Source organism: Rhodovulum viride (assembly GCF_003265965.1).
Lineage (GTDB): Bacteria > Pseudomonadota > Alphaproteobacteria > Rhodobacterales > Rhodobacteraceae > Rhodovulum > Rhodovulum kholense.
The window spans coordinates 177,106-195,200 of record NZ_MUAV01000006.1 but is presented as its reverse complement, the minus strand read 5'-3'; the positions used below and the strand labels follow the sequence as shown (position 1 = coordinate 195,200).

General features: G+C 71.1%; 13 protein-coding genes and 1 riboswitch. Of the genes, 8 read left to right on the top strand and 5 right to left on the bottom strand.

Annotated elements, in window-relative coordinates:
• Nucleotides 1-2: 2 nt before the first annotated feature.
• The 3 genes from BYZ73_RS07215 to BYZ73_RS07205 are packed head-to-tail and all read right to left on the bottom strand — an operon-like array spanning nucleotide 3 to nucleotide 2,087.
• Nucleotides 3-668: a cobalt ABC transporter permease gene (locus tag BYZ73_RS07215; protein WP_181497987.1), complete on the bottom strand. Its 666-nt coding sequence runs from the start codon at nucleotides 666-668 to the stop codon at nucleotides 3-5.
• Nucleotides 665-1,282, bottom strand: a complete 618-nt coding sequence (gene cbiM, locus BYZ73_RS07210) for a cobalt transporter CbiM (RefSeq protein WP_112315430.1) — start codon at nucleotides 1,280-1,282, stop codon at nucleotides 665-667. The genes BYZ73_RS07215 and cbiM overlap by 4 nt, the downstream gene beginning before the upstream one ends.
• A gap of 10 nt (nucleotides 1,283-1,292) precedes the next feature.
• Nucleotides 1,293-2,087: a DUF4198 domain-containing protein gene (locus tag BYZ73_RS07205; RefSeq protein ID WP_245943075.1), complete on the bottom strand. Its 795-nt coding sequence runs from the start codon at nucleotides 2,085-2,087 to the stop codon at nucleotides 1,293-1,295.
• Between the two features lie 137 nt (nucleotides 2,088-2,224).
• Nucleotides 2,225-2,434: riboswitch (cobalamin riboswitch) on the bottom strand.
• A gap of 104 nt (nucleotides 2,435-2,538) precedes the next feature.
• Between BYZ73_RS07205 and cobO the strand changes: the two genes are divergently transcribed.
• The 8 genes from cobO (at nucleotide 2,539) to BYZ73_RS07165 (ending at nucleotide 16,027) form a co-directional block, all read left to right on the top strand.
• Nucleotides 2,539-3,168, top strand: coding sequence for a cob(I)yrinic acid a,c-diamide adenosyltransferase (gene cobO, locus BYZ73_RS07200; protein WP_112315429.1), 630 nt, complete (start codon nucleotides 2,539-2,541; stop codon nucleotides 3,166-3,168).
• 145 nt (nucleotides 3,169-3,313) lie between these two features.
• Nucleotides 3,314-4,828, top strand: coding sequence for a cobyric acid synthase (locus tag BYZ73_RS07195; protein ID WP_112315463.1), 1,515 nt, complete (start codon nucleotides 3,314-3,316; stop codon nucleotides 4,826-4,828).
• Nucleotides 4,825-6,276 carry a cobyric acid synthase gene (locus BYZ73_RS07190; protein WP_112315428.1) on the top strand — a complete coding sequence of 484 codons (1,452 nt, stop codon included), beginning with the start codon at nucleotides 4,825-4,827 and terminating at the stop codon, nucleotides 6,274-6,276. The genes BYZ73_RS07195 and BYZ73_RS07190 overlap by 4 nt, the downstream gene beginning before the upstream one ends.
• A 139-nt stretch (nucleotides 6,277-6,415) precedes the next feature.
• Entirely contained in the window at nucleotides 6,416-8,182 is a 1,767-nt protein-coding gene (locus BYZ73_RS07185; RefSeq protein WP_181497986.1) for an ABC transporter ATP-binding protein/permease, read from the top strand.
• A 104-nt stretch (nucleotides 8,183-8,286) separates the two neighbouring features.
• Nucleotides 8,287-10,008, top strand: coding sequence for a di-heme-cytochrome C peroxidase (locus BYZ73_RS07180; RefSeq protein ID WP_112315426.1), 1,722 nt, complete (start codon nucleotides 8,287-8,289; stop codon nucleotides 10,006-10,008).
• 566 nt (nucleotides 10,009-10,574) lie between these two features.
• Entirely contained in the window at nucleotides 10,575-12,500 is a 1,926-nt protein-coding gene (locus BYZ73_RS22365) for an ATP-binding cassette domain-containing protein (RefSeq protein WP_146746264.1), read from the top strand.
• Between the two features lie 33 nt (nucleotides 12,501-12,533).
• A complete protein-coding gene (locus tag BYZ73_RS07170; protein ID WP_181497985.1) occupies nucleotides 12,534-14,786 on the top strand; it encodes a glycoside hydrolase family 3 N-terminal domain-containing protein in 2,253 nt (750 codons plus the stop codon).
• The gene (locus tag BYZ73_RS07165; RefSeq protein WP_220086803.1) at nucleotides 14,783-16,027 is read left to right on the top strand and encodes a glucoamylase family protein; all 1,245 of its coding nucleotides are present in this window, start codon (nucleotides 14,783-14,785) and stop codon (nucleotides 16,025-16,027) included. Before BYZ73_RS07170 ends, BYZ73_RS07165 begins: the two co-directional genes overlap by 4 nt.
• Here BYZ73_RS07165 and BYZ73_RS07160 read toward each other — a convergent pair.
• Nucleotides 16,006-17,286, bottom strand: coding sequence for a glycoside hydrolase family 15 protein (locus BYZ73_RS07160; protein ID WP_112315423.1), 1,281 nt, complete (start codon nucleotides 17,284-17,286; stop codon nucleotides 16,006-16,008). The two genes, BYZ73_RS07165 and BYZ73_RS07160, sit on opposite strands and share 22 nt — an antisense overlap.
• On the bottom strand, nucleotides 17,283-18,023 hold the full coding sequence (locus BYZ73_RS07155) for an alpha/beta hydrolase (protein ID WP_112315422.1): 741 nt from the start codon (nucleotides 18,021-18,023) through the stop codon (nucleotides 17,283-17,285). The genes BYZ73_RS07160 and BYZ73_RS07155 overlap by 4 nt, the downstream gene beginning before the upstream one ends.
• Nucleotides 18,024-18,095 lie beyond the last annotated feature (72 nt).

The window sequence follows — 18,095 nt, the reverse complement described above, 5'->3', positions numbered from 1 at the left end:
CCCTATCCCTTCAGACGCCGGCGCGCGGCGATGTAGAAGCCAAGCCCGAAGAGCCCCGCGATATAGCCGATCCCGCCCAGGATCGACTGCAGGTCGTTCCGTTCGCGATAGGCGGCGATCTCGCGCCGGAGCGGGCGCATCTCGTCGCGGACGATCCGTGCGATCTCGGCCTTGTCGGTGTCGCTCAGCCCCGGCGCGGCGACCAGCGGCACCGCCGCCAGCGCTCCGGAGGCTGCCCCGGCGGGCGCCCGATCCAGGGGGAAGGTCGACGGATTGCCCGCGCCGGTTTCGTCCCCCGCGCCAGGGGCGACGCCGGTTTCGGCGGCGGCCCGGGCGGCGGGGCTGTCGAGGATCGCGGCGACCTCATCGGCGCTCAGGGTGAATTCGGCGACATGGCCCGCGCCCAGATCGGCGCGGAAGACATGGGCGACGGCGGCGGTGGGGCGGTAGGTGAAGATGCCGTCGCCATCGGTCCGGGTCTCGCCCAGCCGGGTGCCCGCCGGGTCGAAGACCTCGACCAGGGCGTCGGCGGCCATGTCGCCATTCGAAAAGCCGATCTCGCCCTCGATCAGCGCACCATCGGCATAGGCCCCGCCGATCACCTTATGGGCCAGCGCAGGCAGCGGCGCCATCGCAAGCGCCAGGGTCAAAGCAAGGGGACGGATCATCGTTGGGGTCCTTGAACTGTCGCAAAGAGGTCGGGCTTCACCTGGGCGGCAAGATAGACGGCGGCGGCGGTCAAAAGGCCCTCGACCGCCATCACCGGGATATGGGCCAGAAAGACCAGCCGGGCGGCGGGCAGGAAGGCCGCGCCCGACAGCGCCAGCGCCAGACCGACGCCAAGCGCCGTCAGCGCGATGGCCAGCGCCCCGCCCATCCCGGCCCAAAGCGCGGCGATCCGGGGGGTGCCGCGCGCAAGACCCCGGCGGCAGAGATAATGCACGATCACTGCGGGCAGCGCGATGTTCAGGGTATTGACCCCCAGCACCGTCAGCCCGCCGAACCCGAAAAAGACCGCCTGCAGCAAGAGCCCCACGAACAGCGCCGGAAAGGCGGCCCAGCCAAGCACCAGCCCGGCCAGACCGTTCAGGATCAGGTGCACCGAGGACGGGCCGATGGGCACATGGATCAGCGAGGCCACGAAGAAGCTGGCCGAGAGCATCCCGGCAGCGGGGATCTTTTCCAGCGTCAGATCGCGCAATCCGCGCGCCACGCCCCCCGCCGCCAGCACCGCGCCGCCGATCACCACGGGCGCCGCCAGCGCCCCGTCCACGATATGCATGGGCCCGCCCCTATTTCAGATCGAAGGCGCGGATCCAGAGCACCGCATCCTGGCTGAGCTCCTTGCCCTCGAACGCGGTATCGGGGCCCACGCCCAGCGCGGCAAAGCCCCAATAGCCCGCCTTGGGCACGCCGAAAGTGAAATAGCCGTTCTCGTCCGACACGGCCACGATCGCGCCCCCCGGCAACGGCCCGGCGGTCGCGGGCTTGGGCGCGCCCGTGGCCATGTCGGGCTCGGCCGCCATGTATTCGATCTCGATCTCGGCGCCCGCGACAGGCTGGCCCGCCGACAGCACCCGCCCGGTGAAGGTCGAGCCCGCGATCACGTTATAGGGTTTGACCAGCGGCACGATCTCGGCCTTCAGCCCCTGCGGGCTGTCCCAGTCGGTCGGCATCTGGCCGCGATTGAGATAGGTCTTGGTGATCTGCTGGATGTAGATATCCTCGGAGTCCTCGTAATAGGGCGCGGGCACCGTCACCAGCACATAGTCGCCCATCCGCTTGACCGGCAGACTGCCATCCCAGGCGACGGCCTCGTTCAGCGGGCCGCGAAAGACGGTCTGGCTGAGCGTCGCGCGAAGGTCGATCTTCTCGCCGCGATGGATGGCGTAGAATTCCAGCGGTTCGCCCATGTCCATGACCGGGCCGCTTTCCTGCGGGTGCCAGAAGATCAGCTTGACCGGCACGTCGCCGGGCGCGTCGATCAGGCTTTCTTCGGTATAGGCCAGCTGGAAATGCGCGGCGGCCACCCCGGGAACGAGGGTCAGCGCCAGCGCGGCGGTTACGAGATTGCCGTGGAAGATCAAGGTCGTTGCCTTTCAACAGGGGCGGCCGGACAGGCCGCGGGTGAAAGGACGAGGGGATGAGAGGCTCGAACGGGTCGCAACGCGGCCGATCCGGGCCAGACGCGCACCCCGGCGTCCGGTGGAAACCGCCTCCCTTGCGGGGAAACGGGCGGCCGGCAGGTCTCCTGGCTTGCGGGTCTCAGCTTGGCTGGCCTTCCCGGGGGGTATCCCCAGTGGCGTTCTCAGCCGTGCTCGCCGCTTACAGTTGCGGGGGCAGCCGCGGACTTGCCCCTTGCGGGGGCGCACCGCGTTCCCTTTTCACGTCCGGACCCTCGGGGCCCGGGCGAACCGGTCACGGCTTCGTCATGGCAAGCGGCTCGGGACTTGTCAATCGGCACGACCGCCGCGCGGCCCGGGTTTGACGCCGCGCCCCCGCCCGCTAAGCTGTCCCCGACACGCGCAAGGAGCCCCCATGACCGACGAGACCGCCGATACCGTTGCCGACGACGCCCGCCATGCCGCCAAGATGGCCAGGAAGAAGGCCGCGCGCGACAAGATCATGGCCGGGAAATCCGGCGAGAAGGGGCTGATCCTCGTGCATACCGGCACCGGCAAGGGCAAGTCCTCCTCGGGCTTCGGGATGATCCTGCGCTGCATCGCCCATCAGATGCCCTGCGCCGTGGTCCAGTTCGTCAAGGGCGCCTGGGACACGGGCGAGCGGCGGCTTCTGACCTCGCATTTCGGCGATCTCTGCCAGTTCCATGCCATGGGCGAGGGCTTTACCTGGGAAACCCAGGACCGCGCCCGCGACATCGCCGCCGCAGAAAAGGGCTGGGAAAAGGCGAAAGAGTTGATCCGCGATCCCGCCATCCGCATGGTGCTGCTGGACGAGATCAACATCGCGCTGCGCTACGGCTATCTGGATGCCGACCGCGTGGTGGAGTTCCTCCAGGCCGAGAAGCCGCCCCTGACCCATGTCGTGCTGACAGGCCGCAACGCCCCCGAGGCGCTGATCGAGGCGGCCGATCTGGTCACCGAGATGACGCTGGTCAAGCACCCGTTCCGGTCGGGCATCAAGGGCCAGCCCGGCGTCGAGTTCTGAGCCGCGCTTGACATCCGGAAAGCCCCGTCCGACACCCCTGCCGAACGCCGCAGGAGCCCCGATGACATCCCACAGGACCCCGAGCCCGCCTTCCGACCTGCCCCCCGACGACGCCGCGCCGCCGATGCCCGAGATTTCGGTGCCGATGCTCGATCCTGCCCCGCCGCGCCGGGCGAAGGCGCTGATGTTCCAGGGCACCAGTTCGGACGTCGGCAAGAGCCTGCTGGTCGCCGGGCTCTGCCGCGCCTATGCGCGGCGGGGCGTGAAGGTGGCGCCCTTCAAGGCGCAGAACATGTCGAACAACGCCGCCGTTGCCGCCGACAGCGACCTGCCCCCCGGCCCCGACGGCGAAGCCCCGAGGGGCGAGATCGGCCGGGCCCAGGCGCTGCAGGCCCGGGCGGCGGGCCTGCCCCCCTCGATCCACATGAACCCGGTGCTGCTGAAACCCCAGGCCATGGTCGGCTCGCAGGTGGTGCTGCGGGGCCGCGCGCTCGGCAACTGGCCCGCGCGCCATTATCACGAACTCAAGCCGAAGCTCCTGCCCGCGGTGATGGACAGCTTCAACCGCATCGCCGCCGAGGCCGATCTGGTGCTGGTCGAGGGCGCGGGCTCGGGAACCGAGACCTATCTGCGCAAGAGCGACATCGCCAACATGCGCTTTGCCGAGGCCGCCGACCTGCCGGTGGTGCTGGTCACCGATAACGACCGGGGCGGCGCGATGGCCGCTGTCGTGGGGTCCTGGCTGCTGCATACCGAACCCGAGCGGGCGCGCGTCGCGGGCTTTCTGGTGAACAAGTTCCGCGGCTATTTCTCGCTTTACGACCCGGCCTGCCGCAGCATCGCCGAGATCACGGGCTGGCCGCTTCTGGGGGTCGCACGCTGGTTCGACGCGGCCTCGCGCCTGCCCGCCGAGGATGCGCTGGCGCTGGAACGGCCCGCTTCGGGCGGCGGGCACGGGCTGGTGATCGCGGTGCCGCTGATCGCAAGGATGGCCAATTTCGACGATCTCGACCCGCTGTCGGCCGAACCGGACGTCGATCTGCGCTGGGTCCGGCCCGGCGAGCCGATCCCGGCCGAGGCCGATGTCGTGCTGCTGCCGGGGTCCAAGACCACGCGGCCTGCGCTCGACTCGCTCCGCGCCAATGGCTGGGACATCGACATCCTGGCGCATCTGCGCCGCGGCGGACGGGTCGTGGGCATCTGCGCGGGGTTCCAGATGCTGGGCCGCACCGTGCGCGACCCGCAGGGCCTCGAAGGCCCGCCGGGTGAGACCCCGGGGCTGGGGCTTCTCGACATCGAGACCGAGATCGGCCCCGAAAAGCGGCTGGCCGAGGTCGACGCGCTCGACACCGTCAGCGGCGCCCGGGTCACCGGCTACGAGATGCATATGGGCGTGACCCGCGGTCAGGGGCTCGAGCGGCCGTGGCTGATGCTGAACGGCCAACCCGAGGGCGCGCTGTCGGCCGACCGGCGGGTGATGGGCTGCTATGTGCACGGGATCTTCGGCGCCGACGGGTTCCGGCGGCACTGGCTGACGGCGATGGGGGGCCGCGCCTCGGGGCTTGACCATGCCGCGCGGATCGAGGCGACGCTGGATGCGCTGGCCGACCAGCTCGAGACCGATCTCGATCTCGATGCCCTGCTGACGCTGGCCCGATGACCGCCCGGCGGCTCATGGTCCTGGGCACCGGCTCGGACGTGGGGAAAAGCCTGCTGGTCGCGGGGCTGGCCCGCGCCTATGCCCGGCGCGGGCTGAAGGTCGCGCCCTTCAAGGCGCAGAACATGTCGAACAACGCTGCCGTGACGGCGGATGGCGGCGAGATCGGCCGGGCACAGGCGCTGCAGGCCCGCGCGGCGGGCGTGGCCCTGTCGGTCGACATGAACCCGGTGCTGCTGAAGCCCGAGACAGACATCGACTGCCAGGTCGTACTGCGCGGCCGCGTGCTGGGGCGGCAGTCGGCCAGCGCCTATCAGGCGCTGAAACCCACGTTGAGGGCCGAGGTCGTGGCCAGCCTGAACCGGTTGTCCGAGGCCCATGATCTGGTGCTGGTCGAGGGCGCGGGCAGCGGGGCCGAACGCTATCTGCGCCCGCAGGATATCTCGAACATGGGGCTGGCCGAGGCCGCCGATCTGCCCGCCATCCTTCTGGGCGACGAGTCGCGCGGCGGCGTGACCGCGGCCGCCATCGGCCATCACCGGCTCTGGACCGAGGCCGAGCGGGCGCGGGTCGCGGGCGTCATCGTGACCAAATTCCGCGGCGATCCGGCCGTCTTCGCCCCTGCCGCGGCCGAGATCCGCGCCGAGACCGGCTGGCCGGTGCTGGGGCTGTTGCGCTGGTCCGAGGCCGCGCGCGCCCTGCCCGAGGAAGATTCGCTGGGACTCGGGCGGCGCGGCGGCCGGACCGGCCGGCTGGTGATCGCGGTCCCCGAACTGCCCCGGATCGCCAATTTCGACGATCTCGACCCGCTGGCGGCAGAGCCCGACGTGGACCTGCGCTGGCTGAAATCCGGCCAGCCGGTGCCGGGCGATGCGGATGCGGTGATCCTGCTGGGGTCGAAGACCACGCGGCCCGCGCTCGAGGCGCTTCGGGCCGAGGGCTGGGACATAGACATCCGCGCCCATCTGCGCCGGGGCGGGCATGTGCTGGGGCTTTGCGCGGGCTATCAGATGCTCGGCCGTGTCGTGCGCGACCCCGAAGGCATCGAGGGACCGCCGGGCGAAACGCCGGGGCTTGGGCTTCTCGACATCGAGACGGTGATGACCGGCGACAAGCGGCTCGTTGCGGTCGACACGCGCGATGCGATCAGCGGCGCCCGCGTCACCGGCTATGAAATCCATGCCGGGCGCGTCTCGGGGCCGGGAACCGACCGGCCCTGGCTGCGGCTTGACGGCCAGCCCGAAGGCGCGGTCTCGGCCGATGGCCGCATCCGGGGCAGCCATGTGCACGGGCTTTTCGGCGCCGACGGGTTCCGCGCAGCCTGGCTCGCGGCGATGGGCGCGACCGCCGCCGAGGCCGGCCCCGACCGGGTCGAGGCCGCGCTCGACCGTCTGGCCGACGAGATCGAGGCCGATCTGGACCTCGACGCGTTGCTGACGCTCGCGCGCTGAGCCCCCGGCGCCCGGCGCCCGCCGGACGCGACCGACGCTTGCGAACCCCGCCCGCCGCCCGTATCGGAAAAGGCACGAGCGGACCCGACCCAGAGGAGATCGCAGGTGAGCAAGACCCCCCATGGACGGGCGCAGGACCTTGGCTGAGCGGACCGCGACGGCGGCCCCGCCCGAGCGGCTGTCGGCACAGATCCGCGACACGCTGGGTCTGTTCCGCAGTTCGGGCTTCGGGCGGCGGGCGGCGCTTCTGGTCGCGGCGCTGGTCTGCGTGATCGGGCTGACCGCCTATATGCAGATCCGGCTGAACGCCTGGAACGAGCCCTTCTACGACGCCCTCACCCGCAAGGACATGGCGGCCTTCGTGACCCAGCTTGGCGTCTTCGCGGTGCTGGCGGGCATCCTTCTGGTGCTGAATGTCAGCCAGCTCTGGCTGGACCAGACCATGAAACTGACGCTGAGGCGCGGGCTTTTCCGGGCGCTGGTGCGCGACTGGATGGCGCCGGGCCGCGCGCTGCGGCTGTCGCGGGCGGGCAAGATCGGCGAGAACCCCGATCAGCGGTTGCAGGCCGATGTCGACCAGCTGGCCGATCTCAGCGCGGCGCTGGGGATCGGGCTTTTTCAGGCGACGCTGCTTCTGGGGTCGTTCATCGGCGTCCTTTGGCAGAAATCCGAGGGGTTCAGCCTGAGTTTCGGCGGCCAAAGCCATGAAATCCCGGGCTTCATGGTCTGGTGCGCGCTGTTCTACGCGGTCGCGGCCTCCTGGCTCAGCTGGCGCGTCGGCCGGCCGCTGGTGGCGCTTCGGGCCGAGGAATCCGCCCGCGAGGCGGTCTTGCGCTTCGATCTGGTCCGGATCAGCGAGGCCGCCGGGCGGATCGCGCTCGAACGCGGCGAGCGGGCCGAAACCTCGCGGATCGAAACCAGCTTCGCGGGCGTCGTCGGCATCGTCGAGGCGGTGATCCTGGCCACCGCCAACCTGACCTGGGTGACGGCGGGCTATGGCTGGTTCACGCTGGTCGCCCCGATCCTGGTGGCCGCGCCTTTCTATTTCACCTCGGACATGAGCATCGGCGAGCTGATGATGGTGGCAGGCGCCTTCACTCAGGTGCAGGGGTCGCTGCGCTGGTTCGTCAGCAATTTCGCCGTGATCGCAACCTGGCGCGCGACGCTGTTCCGGGTCACGAGCTTTCACCGCGCGGTGCTGGCGGTCGACCGCGCCGAAGCTGCGGCCGAAGCGGACGGCCCCCGGATCGACCGGCGCGAGGACGCGGGCCGCATCGAGATCGCGGGGCTCCATGTCGTGACCCCGCATGTGGGGGTTCGGCTCGATCCGCCTGACGTCACCGTCGCCCCGGGCGAGCGGGTGCTGCTGCATGGCGGCTCGGGGTCGGGCAAGACGCTGCTGTTCGACACGCTGGCCGGGCTCTGGACCCGGGCCGAGGGGCGCATCGCGATGCCGCCGCCCGATCGGGTGATGTACCTGCCGACCCGGGCCTATGTGCCGCCGGGGCGGCTCGATCTGGCGCTGTGCTACCCCGAACCGGCCGACCGTTATGGCCATGACCAGATGGTGGCGGCGCTCGACGCGGTGGGGCTTGGGCATCTGGCCGCCGCGCTGGGCGAATCGGGGCGCTGGGACCAGCTTCTGGGCCAGAGCGACAAGCAGTGTCTGGTCTTCGCCCGGGCACTCTTGCGCTGTCCCGACTGGCTGGTGATGGACGACGTGCTGGACCAGCTCGACCCCGAGGCCCTGACCCGGATCGAGGCGCTGTTGCAGGGGCGGCTGGCGCGGCTTGGGGTGCTGGGCATCGGCGACGGGGCCACGCCCTTGCCGGTCTTCGGCCGGGTCGTGCAGATCGTCGCCGAACCGGGCAGCGCCCAGCCCGGGGCCGGGACCGCCGCCCCCTGACGCAAGGCCCGGCCCGACGGCGCTATTCTTGACGTAGCGGAAACTTGTGGAAACCACACGCAAGGAATGAGAGGATCGAAAGCATTCTACCTTGGGAGGACCAAATGTTTGCTCGATCCGTCTTTTCCGCTTTCCTTCTGTCCGCCGCAGCCCCCCTCGGGGCCCAGACCGTCTATGTCGATCAGGGCGACAGCTGGACCGGCGCGCTGCGCTCGGCCTTCTACACCCAGGATCAGGGCTCGCGGATCATGCCGTTGGCCTGGATGCAGGCGCTGACCGGGCCCGACGGGACGCCGTTCCTGGCGGACAGTCTGGCGCGCTACGGCTATCTGCCGATGCCCGACCGCGACGACGACGCGACCCTGCCGGTCGGCTTCACCACCAATGACAGCCCCGACGGCACCGCCATCGGCATGACCTGTGCCGCCTGCCATACCCGCCAGATCGAGGTCGGCGGCACCGCCTACCGGATCGACGGCGGCCCGGCCATTGTCGATTTCCAGAGCTTCCTCGCGGATCTCGACGCCGCGGTGCTGGCGGTGCTGGCCGATGACGCGGCCTTCGACGCCTTCGCCGACAAGGTGGCGGGCGGCGATGGCGACCGCGCCGACCTGCGTGCCGAGCTCGAGATCTGGAGCAAGCGGTTTCACACCCTCATCGCGGGCTCGCTGCCCGATCCGGCCTGGGGTCCGGCCCGGCTCGATGCGGTGTCGATGATCTTCAACCGGCTGACCGGGCTCGATCTGGGGGCGCCCGAAGACGCCTATCTGATCCCCGAGAACATCCTGATCGCCGATGCGCCCACGCGCTATCCGTTCCTGTGGAACGCGGCGCGTCAGGACATGACCCAATGGCCGGGCTTTGCCGAGAATGGCAACGACCTTCTGGGGCTCGCCCGCAACCTGGGCGAGGTCTATGGCGTCTTCGGCGAGTTCCACCCGACGGCAAAACCGGGGCTGTTGTTCGACCGCGACTATGTCACCGACAATTCGGCGAACTGGGAGGGGCTGAAATCGCTTGAGGACGCGATCTGGAAGATCGGCGCGCCGCGCTGGCCCTGGGCGCTGGACGAGGATCTGGCCGAGCAGGGCCGCACCGTCTTCGACCGCGCGACCGACCAGGGCGGCTGCGTCGAGTGCCATGGCAAGAGACAGGGCGCGTTCCGGTCGATCTTCCATTCGACCTGGGCGACGCCGATCCTGCCTGCGGGGACCGACGAACGCGAATGCGAGATCCTGACCCGCACCGCCAAGACCGGCGTTCTGGAGGGCGCAAAGGTGCCGCTGTCGGGCAAGATGCTCGGCGCCGAGGCCGCCGCCTTCGACCTGCTCGGGCTGTCGGTGATCGGGGCGATCATCCAGCATGCCACCGGTTTTCGCCCGACAAGCGACCTCGCCTCGGCGGCCCGCGCCGATCTTGCCAACGACGCGGACTTCATGGGCAGGTTCGACGACCTGCGCGGCGCCTTCCCGTCCAGCGGACCGGACGGCGTCACGCTTGAAACGGCGGCCCCGGCCTGCGCCTACGAATCCCGGGTGCTGGACGGGATCTGGGCGGCCGCACCCTATCTGCATAACGGCTCGGTCCCCACGCTGCGCGATCTGCTGACCCCGCCCGCCGAGCGCACCGCCGCCTTCACGCCCGGCCCCGCCTATGACATCGACGCGGTCGGCATGGCCGCCGGGCAGACCGCCTTCGATCATGTGATCGAGACCACCGGCTGCGACCAGATCAGCTCCGGCAACAGCCGCTGCGGCCATGACTACGGCACGACGCTGAGCGATACCGACAAGCGCGCCCTGCTGGAATATCTCAAGTCGATCTGACGCCCGAGCCCCGGGACGCGCCCGCCGCGTCCCGGCCCCGCCACGTCCCTCCCGACCGGCGCAGGATTGGCGCAGGATTGGCGCAGGATTGGCCAGCGGTCGCGCGCTGCGGGTCTTTGTGCCCGACCGGTCGCCAGCCGGGCCCGCAAAAGGCGTCAAGCCCCCGACTGCGGCGGCAATCACCATTGACAACCGGAACGCGATAAATAAGCAACATCTTCACCGAATTGGAATCATCCGGCCATTTCAAATCACCCACATCTAACCACTTGCAAATAAGTCATTTCAGATTCTCCGGGACCGACCGACCCGGCGCCCGCGCGACCCCGGCCGGTCGCGACGACGGCCACCCTGCCCCCGGGTAGGGAATTATCCACGTTTCGAAGAGAGAATTTTTTGGACTTTCGGCGGCTTTTCGCCGACAGTTATCGCGGCGCATTCGGAAAGGTGAGCCATCCGGCCCCCCTCGCGTCACACAAACAATCAAGGGCGTCTTGTCCGGGCGGCCGCCTGAAAGGGGCTGGCACGTCGCGGGGAAGGTGCGCGCGAACGAGGCGAGAGCGGTTGTGAGTAAACTGACTGGGTTTTGGGGGCTGGTGACAGCCTACTGGGTCTCCTCCCGCTGGAAAGAGGCCTGGGTCCTGACCATCGTGGTCTTCGGCCTGACGACGCTTCTGAGCAAGGCCAGCGTCTGGGTCGCGACCTCCAGCGCCGATTTCCTCGCCGCGCTTGCCAATTTCCATCGCGCCGAGGCGGGCGTCGATCCGGCCGAGCTGCTGCTGACCGCCGCCGCGGCGCTTGTCGGGATCTACGCCGCGCGGGCCTGCGGCGTCGCCTGTCGCCACTTCCTGTCCACGACGCTTCACCGCCGCGCCCGCGCCTGGCTGGTCGGCCGCTTCGACGCGGCGATCCTGGCCGACGAACGCATCGCGCTCGATCTGATGAGCGACCGCAGCGAAACCGAGCGCGGCGCCCGCCTGCCCGATGCCATCGACCAGCGGATCGACGAATGCTCGATCGGGCTTTACGGCGGGCTGATCGGGCTGACCATGGGGCTTTGGGGCGCGATCACCTCGGTCTGGTTCGTCTCGGCCGCGATCCTCGAACGCAGCCAGCCGGTGCCGCAGCTCGACCGCTGGGGCGCCTCGGCCAATGCCTGGATCGAGGCCCAGGTCGGCCCCGCCCTCGCCGCCCGGGTCGATCTGGTGCCCGGCGTCCATGGCACGGCCCTGCTGGTCGCGGGGCTGATCCTGCTTTACGTGCCCGCGATCACCTGGATCGCCTGGCGGCTCGGGCGCATCCTCGAACGCCAGAAGCTGCAGCGCCAGCGCCGCGACGGCGCCTGGCGGGGCGAGCTGGGCGGGCTTTTGCACCGGGTCGGGCAGATCGCCGCCTCGCGCGGGGAACGCGCCCAGCGCCGGATCAACGCCCGGCTTTATGCAGCGCTCGACCGGACCTGGGGCCGGCAGAACGGGCTGGGCGCGGCGATGATGCTGTTCACCGATCTCTACAACTTCCTGTCGCACCGGCTGCTGGCCTATCTGCCCGCCCTGCCCGCCTTCATGGCCGGGCATATGAGCTTCAAGACCTTCGCCGCCAGCAGCGAGCTGACCGCCGGGCTGATCGGCGATCTTTCGTGGTTCATCAACGTGATGCCGGAGATTGCGACGCTGCGCGCCAATGCCGGGCGGCTGACCGAACTGGCCCGCGCGGTCGAGCGGGTTCGCGCGCGCCAGGACTTCTATGCCGAGACCGGGATCAGCCGCTTCGACCGGCGCCGCGACGCCCGGGGTGCGCTGGTCGAGATCCGGGATCTGGCGCTGTGCCATCGCGGCCACGATGCCGAACCCTTCCTGACCGTGCCGCGCCTGCGGCTCGGGCGCGGCGACCGGATCTACCTGCGCGGCGCCAATGGCTGCGGCAAAAGCAGCCTGCTCAAGGCCGTGGCCGGGCTCTGGCCCTATGGCGAGGGCCGGGTCTCGCTGGCCGGGGGCGCGCGGATGTTCTTTGCGGGACAAGAGCCCGACCTGCCCGAACGGATGAGCCTCAAGACGCTGGTCTGCTACCCCGAAGCTCCCGAGAAGCACGGCGATCTGGTGGTCGCGCGCGTCCTGTACCGGGCCGGGCTGGGGCAGTTCATCACCTCGCTCCATCACGACCTGCATCACGGCAAGACCTGGCGCACCGTGCTGTCGGGCGGGCAGAAACAGCGCCTCGTGCTGGCCCGCATCCTGCTGACGCGCCCCGATATCCTGCTGCTAGACGAGGCGACCTCGGCGCTTGACGCAAACGCTGCGGTAGATTTCCACGACGCGCTGTGCGAGGAATTGCCACGGACCGCGGTGATCGCGGTACTGCATGGCGAAACCGCGCCCTACGACCCGGACGGCCGCCCCTTCTATGCCGCGGTGCTCGACATTGCGGGGGGCGTCGGACAGGTCCGTCCGGTGCTGGCGCCGGGTCTGGCCGCCGCCCGCCACGCCGCGGAGTAGCCGGGCAGGCCACCGGCGCAAGGGGGAATGCGCATGGACCGCAGACGCGGCGGCGAGACCGTCGACCGGCTGATGACGCAGATGACGCTGGCCGAAAAGATCGGCCAGCTGAACCTGCTGGCCGCGGGCGAAGGCCTGGTGACCGGCGCCGCCACCGCAACGCCGCTGGCCAAGCGGCTCGATGCGGGACAGGTCGGCGCGATCTTCGGCACCAAGTCGCTGGCCTCGGCCCGGGGCCTGCAGGACCGGGCTCTGGCGGGCTCGCGGCTGAAGATCCCGCTGTTCTTCGCCGAAGACGTGATCCACGGCCACCGCACCGTCTTTCCGCTGCCGATCGCGCTGGCCGCGAGCTGGGACATGGCGCTGATCGAGGCGACCGCCGCCTTCGCCGCCGCCGAGGCCTCGGCCGAGGGGCTGCATCAGGTCTATGCCCCGATGATCGACGTCTCCCGCGACGCGCGCTGGGGGCGGATGGCCGAAAGCCCGGGCGAGGACCCGCATCTGGCGGGCGCCATCGCCGCCGCCATGACCCGCGGCCTGCAGGGCGACGACCCCGCATCGCCCGGCCGGGTCGCGGCCTGCCTCAAGCATTTCGTGGCCTATGGCGCGCCGCTCTCGGGGCGCGACTACGACAATGCCTCGCTGGCCTGGGAGGATCTGCTGGAGATCTACCTGCCGCCCTTCGCCCAAGGTGTGGCGGCGGGCGCGGCCTCGGTCATGGCCGCTTTCAACGCCGTCAACAAGCTGCCGATGCATGCCCATGAGCCATTGATCGAGGGCTGGCTGCGCGGCCAGACCGGTTTCGACGGGCTGGTCGTGTCGGACTATACCGGCATCCGCGAGCTGACCGCCCACGGGCTGGGCAGCCCGGCAACCGTCGTGCTGCGCGCGCTGGCCGCGGGCATCGACATGGACATGGTGGGCGAGGATTACCTCACCCATCTGCCCGCCCTGGCCGAGGCCGGGCTCGACGCGCCCGAGGCCGGGCTGTCCGTCCCGGCCGAGCGGGTGCGCGCCCTGATCGACCGCGCCTGTGCCCGGGTGCTGGGTTTCAAGGCGCGGCTCGGGCTGCTTGACGATCCCTGGCGCGGGCTGACCGGCACGCCCGCCGCGCCCGACCGGGCCGAGGGCCGGGCGCTGGCCCGCAAGGCCGCCGCACGCTCGGCGGTACTCCTGAAAAACGACGGGCTCCTGCCACTTGCCCCCGGCGCGCGGGTGGCGCTGATCGGGCCGCTGGCGCGGGACCGGGCGAACATGCTGGGCACCTGGGCCGTCTCGGGGCGGGCCGCCGACGTGACGCCGCTTTTCGAGGCCATGACCGCCATCGCCGGACACCCGCCCGCCCATGCCCCGGGCTGCAATCTGGTCGAGGAGGACTGGCTGATCGACCGGCTGAACGTCCATGGCGTCACCGTGACCCGCGACCCCCGCCCCGAGGCCGAGATGCTGGCCGAGGCGGTCGCGGCCGCGCAGACGGCCGATATCGTCGTGGTGGCGCTGGGCGAGGCCAAGGAACATGCGGGCGAATCCTCGTCGCGGCTTTGCCCCGACCTGCCCGCGCCGCAGCGCCGCCTGCTGGACGCGCTCGCCGCCACCGGCACGCCGCTGGTCGTCGCGGTCTTCGCGGGCCGGGCGCTAGCGCTCGATGGCGTGGACGGGCGTTGCGGCGCGCTGCTTTACGCCTGGCATGGCGGCATCGCCGGGCCCGAGGGCGTCGCCGATCTGATCTTCGGCCGCACCGAGCCCTCGGGGCGGCTGCCCGTCACCCTGCCCGCCGCCCCCGGCCAGACCCCTGTCTGCCATGCCGAGGACCCGACCGGCCGCCCCTGGACCGGACGCTTCGTCAAGTTCCGCACCGGCTGGCTGGATCTGCCGGGCGACCGCCAGCCCTACCCGTTCGGCTTCGGTCTGTCCTACACCGAGGTCGATTACGCCCCCCCGCGCCTGTCTGCGACCGATGCCGGGCCGGAGGACCGGGTGCGCCTCAGCGTGACCCTGACCAATACCGGCCCCCGCCCCGCGACCGAGACAGTTCAGGTCTACCTGTCCGACCCCGAGGCGCGGATCACCCGCCCAGCCCGCCATCTGGTGGCGTTCCGCCAGGTCGATCTGGCACCGGGCGAGGCCCGCGAGCTCGTCTTCGAGATCGGGGCGGACCTGGCGCGCTATCCGCTGGCGCCCTCGCTCGAAACCGCGCGCTGGGTCCGCGACCCGGGCCGGATCGTGCTGCATGTCGGGCCGAACAGCCGCGACACCCGTCCGGTAGAGCTGACATGGCGGGCGTGATCCGCGGCCTGGACGATGCCGCGCTGCGCGACCGCATCGCACAGGCGACGGCGGGGTATTTCCTCGACTGGAGCCATCCGGTCAGCGGCATGGCCCGCGAACGCAGCGCCGGGGCCTTCGGCTATGACATCGAAGACACGGTCTGCACCGGCGGCACCGGCTTCGGGCTTCTGGCCCAGATCGTCGCGGCCGAGCGCGGCTGGCGCCCCCGGCGCGAGATCCTCGACCGCGTCGAACGGCTGGTGGGGTTTCTGGAGACCGCCGACCGCTTCGACGGGGTCTTTCCGCATTTCCTGCATGGCGCGACCGGGCGCGTCCTGCCCTTCATGGCGGGCGACGATGGCGGCGATCTGGTCGAGACCGCCTTCCTGATGACCGGCCTGCTGGGCGCCGCCGCCTTCTTCACCGAGGCCCCCGGGATCGGCGCCCGGATCGAGGCGCTTTTCGACGCGGTGAACTGGGCCGCGCATCTGCGCGAGGATGGCGCGGTGATGTGGCACCGCCATCCCGACCGGCCCTTTGCCCCGAACGCCCTGCCGATCCGGGGCTGGAACGAGGCGATGCCGGTCTTCGTCCTGGGCGCCGGGTCGGACACCCATCCGATCCCGCCCGAAAGCTATCACCAAAGCTGGGTCCGGACGCCCACCTTCCTCAACGGCCGCAGCTATGATGGCACGGTCCTGCCGCTGGGTCCCGACTGGGGCGGGCCGCTGTTCCTGTCGCAATATCCCTTCCTCGGGATCGACCCGCGCGGGCTGACCGACGCCTATGCCGATTACGGCGCCCAGGCCCGCGCCCATGCGCTGGTCAACCGCGCCCATTGCCTGGCGAACCCCAGGGGCCATACGGGCTATGGCGCCGCGTGCTGGGGCCTCACGGCCAGCGACGACCCCAAGGGCTATGCCGCCCATTCGCCCACCCATGACACCGGCGTCATCACCCCCACGGCGGCGCTCTCGTCCCTCCCCTACGCCCCCGCCGAGGCGATGCCGGTTCTGCGCCATCTGCACGACGATCTGGGCGACAGGATCTGGGGCGAGGCGGGCTTTGTCGATGCCTTCTGCCCGAATGGGGACTGGGTCGCGGAAAGCCGTCTGGCCATCGATCAGGGCCCGATTGTCGTGGGGCTGGAAAACCACCGCTCGGGGCTGATCTGGCGGCTGGTCTCGGGCCGCCCCGAGATCCGGCGGGGCCTGTTGCGGCTGGGCTTTTCCGCGCCCTATCTGGCCGCCAGCGCCTGATCGCGGGCCGCCGCCGCCATCAGGAAGGCCGCCGCCGACCAGGTCAGCCCGAGGCAGGAGGTTGGCGCGCCGGTCCTGCGGTCGGCCTGTTCGGGCAGGTCGTCCCCCTCGGGCGCGAGGTCTTCGACCACCGCCATCAACGCCTCGGCGCGGCCGAACTCGGCCGCGTCGCCGGTCGCCGCCGCGATCCGGTAATGCGCCTCGGCAAAGCCCAGCGTGACCGGAAACCACGGGTTGCCGCCGCAGAAGATATCTTCGGCACAGCGCCCCAGCGCGGGGGCCGCGCGGCCATGGTTCACGGGATAAAGCCGGGCAAACAGCGTCTCGAGCGCCGCCATGGTGGCCCGGGTCCGGGGCGCGGTCAGGGCAAAGGGGCCATCGCTCCGCCCGGCCTGCACCAGCGCCAGCACCGTCGCGGCATCGAGCAAGCCCGGCGTCGCCTCGAGGCTTTCGCGCCAGCCGCCCGAGACCGGATCGGCGGCTTCGGCAATCAGATCGGCCAGCCTGTCGGCCGCCTCGGCCAGATCGGGGCGCCCGAGGCGCCGTGCTCCCAGCTCCAGCGCATCCCATTGCGCGATCAGCGTAAAGCTGCTGCGCCGGACGGGCTCTTCCTCCCAGGGGCCGAGGCAGGGCGCCCCGGCCATCGCCAGCGTGAAGTCGAGATCGCGCGCGATCAGCCGGTCGGCCTCCGGGCCGCGCGCCTCGGGCATCGCCGCGCCCAGCCGCATCAGCGCCGCCGCCCTGAGCGCCGGTCCATCGTATTGCGGCCGCCCCCAGCGTTCGAGATCGGGGCCGCCATCGGCCGCACAGCGCGGCTCGGCCAACCAGGCGGCGCCGGTCAGGGCGGCAAGTTCGGCATCGGGGCGCAGATAGGGCCGGAAGGCCTCGGTCGCGCTGTGTTTCAACGGGTTGACCGGCGGCCCGCGCCGGTCGGGGTCCGAGATCGCCAGCGAAAAGCGGACGTGATCGGCCACCGCCTGCCGCCAGAAGGGCGCGGCCTCGGGCTCGGCCGCCATCGCCGCGGGCACGGCCGCCAGCGCGATGGCGGCGTCACGCGTCCAGTGGTGGAAATAATCGGGCTCGGGGTCCCATGAGGCCACCCGCGTCGAGGCCAGGATCGACCCCCGCGCGGGCACCACCGTCCAGCCGAAGCCCGCGCGGTGGCGCGACAGCCCGGTGGCCGACACCGCGCGGCGCAGCGCCCGCGCCGCCCCTCCGCGCCGGGCCGCAACCCAGCCCGGGTCCGGCCCCGCGCTCACGCGCCCAGCGCGGCCAGCGCGACGCCCAGCATCGCGGCCACGTCGGGGCCCGCCGGGCAATGGTTCTGCCCCGGCAGCGCCCCGAAGAACCGCCCGTTCGGCGCCGCGTTGAAATAGGCGCGCGCATCGGCCAGCGGCACGATCCCGTCCTCCGCCCCGGTGATCACGCCCAAGGGCGCCGCGACCCGGGCCAGCGCGGGCGCGGCATCCTCGGCCTCCATGCCCGCGCGCATCAGGGGCACCTCGCGCTCCAGCGCGGCGACAGCAGGCGGCCCCATGGCCACGCGCGCCGCCAGCAGCCGCGCCCCCGACAGCACCGGCGAGGCGCCCAGCACATGATGCGGGTCGCCCAGATCGGCGGCCAGATGGCCGATGGCGAAGCCGCCCAGACTGTGGCCCGCCAGCGCCAGCGGCGCGTCCGGCCAGCGCGCGCGGGTCCAGACCATGACCTCGGCCGCGGCCCGGCGCAGCCCGTCCATGGTCAGCCGGTCGGCCGGCCCCGAGGCGGGCAGCGCGATGGAATTGGGCAGTTCCGGTGCCACGACGCGCCAGCCGCGCGCCAGATAGGCCTCGGCGATCTCGGCGATCTGCGGCTGGTCCGGCGCGCCGTTGCGGCCATGCACCAGCAGAACCGTGCCAACAGGCGTCGTCACATCGCAGCCGATGACGACCGGCACCGGCCCGTCATCGCGGTCGCGGCCAGACCGGGCGGTCCAGAGATCGGAGGGCGTGTCCATGCGCCCAGTCTAGCCCGGCCGAGCGCCGCCGCAAGATCGGCCTTGCGGCCCGGCCGCGGAATTGCTGCAAGA

Excerpts from the sequence above, each read along its gene's own strand:
- BYZ73_RS07215 (WP_181497987.1), bottom strand. The coding sequence starts at position 668 with ATGATCCGTCCCCTTGCTTTGACCCTGGCGCTTGCGATGGCGCCGCTG.
- cbiM (WP_112315430.1), bottom strand. The coding sequence starts at position 1,282 with ATGCATATCGTGGACGGGGCGCTGGCGGCGCCCGTGGTGATCGGCGGC.
- cobO (WP_112315429.1), top strand. The coding sequence starts at position 2,539 with ATGACCGACGAGACCGCCGATACCGTTGCCGACGACGCCCGCCATGCC.
- BYZ73_RS07195 (WP_112315463.1), top strand. The coding sequence starts at position 3,314 with ATGCTCGATCCTGCCCCGCCGCGCCGGGCGAAGGCGCTGATGTTCCAG.
- BYZ73_RS07190 (WP_112315428.1), top strand. The coding sequence starts at position 4,825 with ATGACCGCCCGGCGGCTCATGGTCCTGGGCACCGGCTCGGACGTGGGG.
- BYZ73_RS07180 (WP_112315426.1), top strand. The coding sequence starts at position 8,287 with ATGTTTGCTCGATCCGTCTTTTCCGCTTTCCTTCTGTCCGCCGCAGCC.
- BYZ73_RS07170 (WP_181497985.1), top strand. The coding sequence starts at position 12,534 with ATGGACCGCAGACGCGGCGGCGAGACCGTCGACCGGCTGATGACGCAG.
- BYZ73_RS07155 (WP_112315422.1), bottom strand. The coding sequence starts at position 18,023 with ATGGACACGCCCTCCGATCTCTGGACCGCCCGGTCTGGCCGCGACCGC.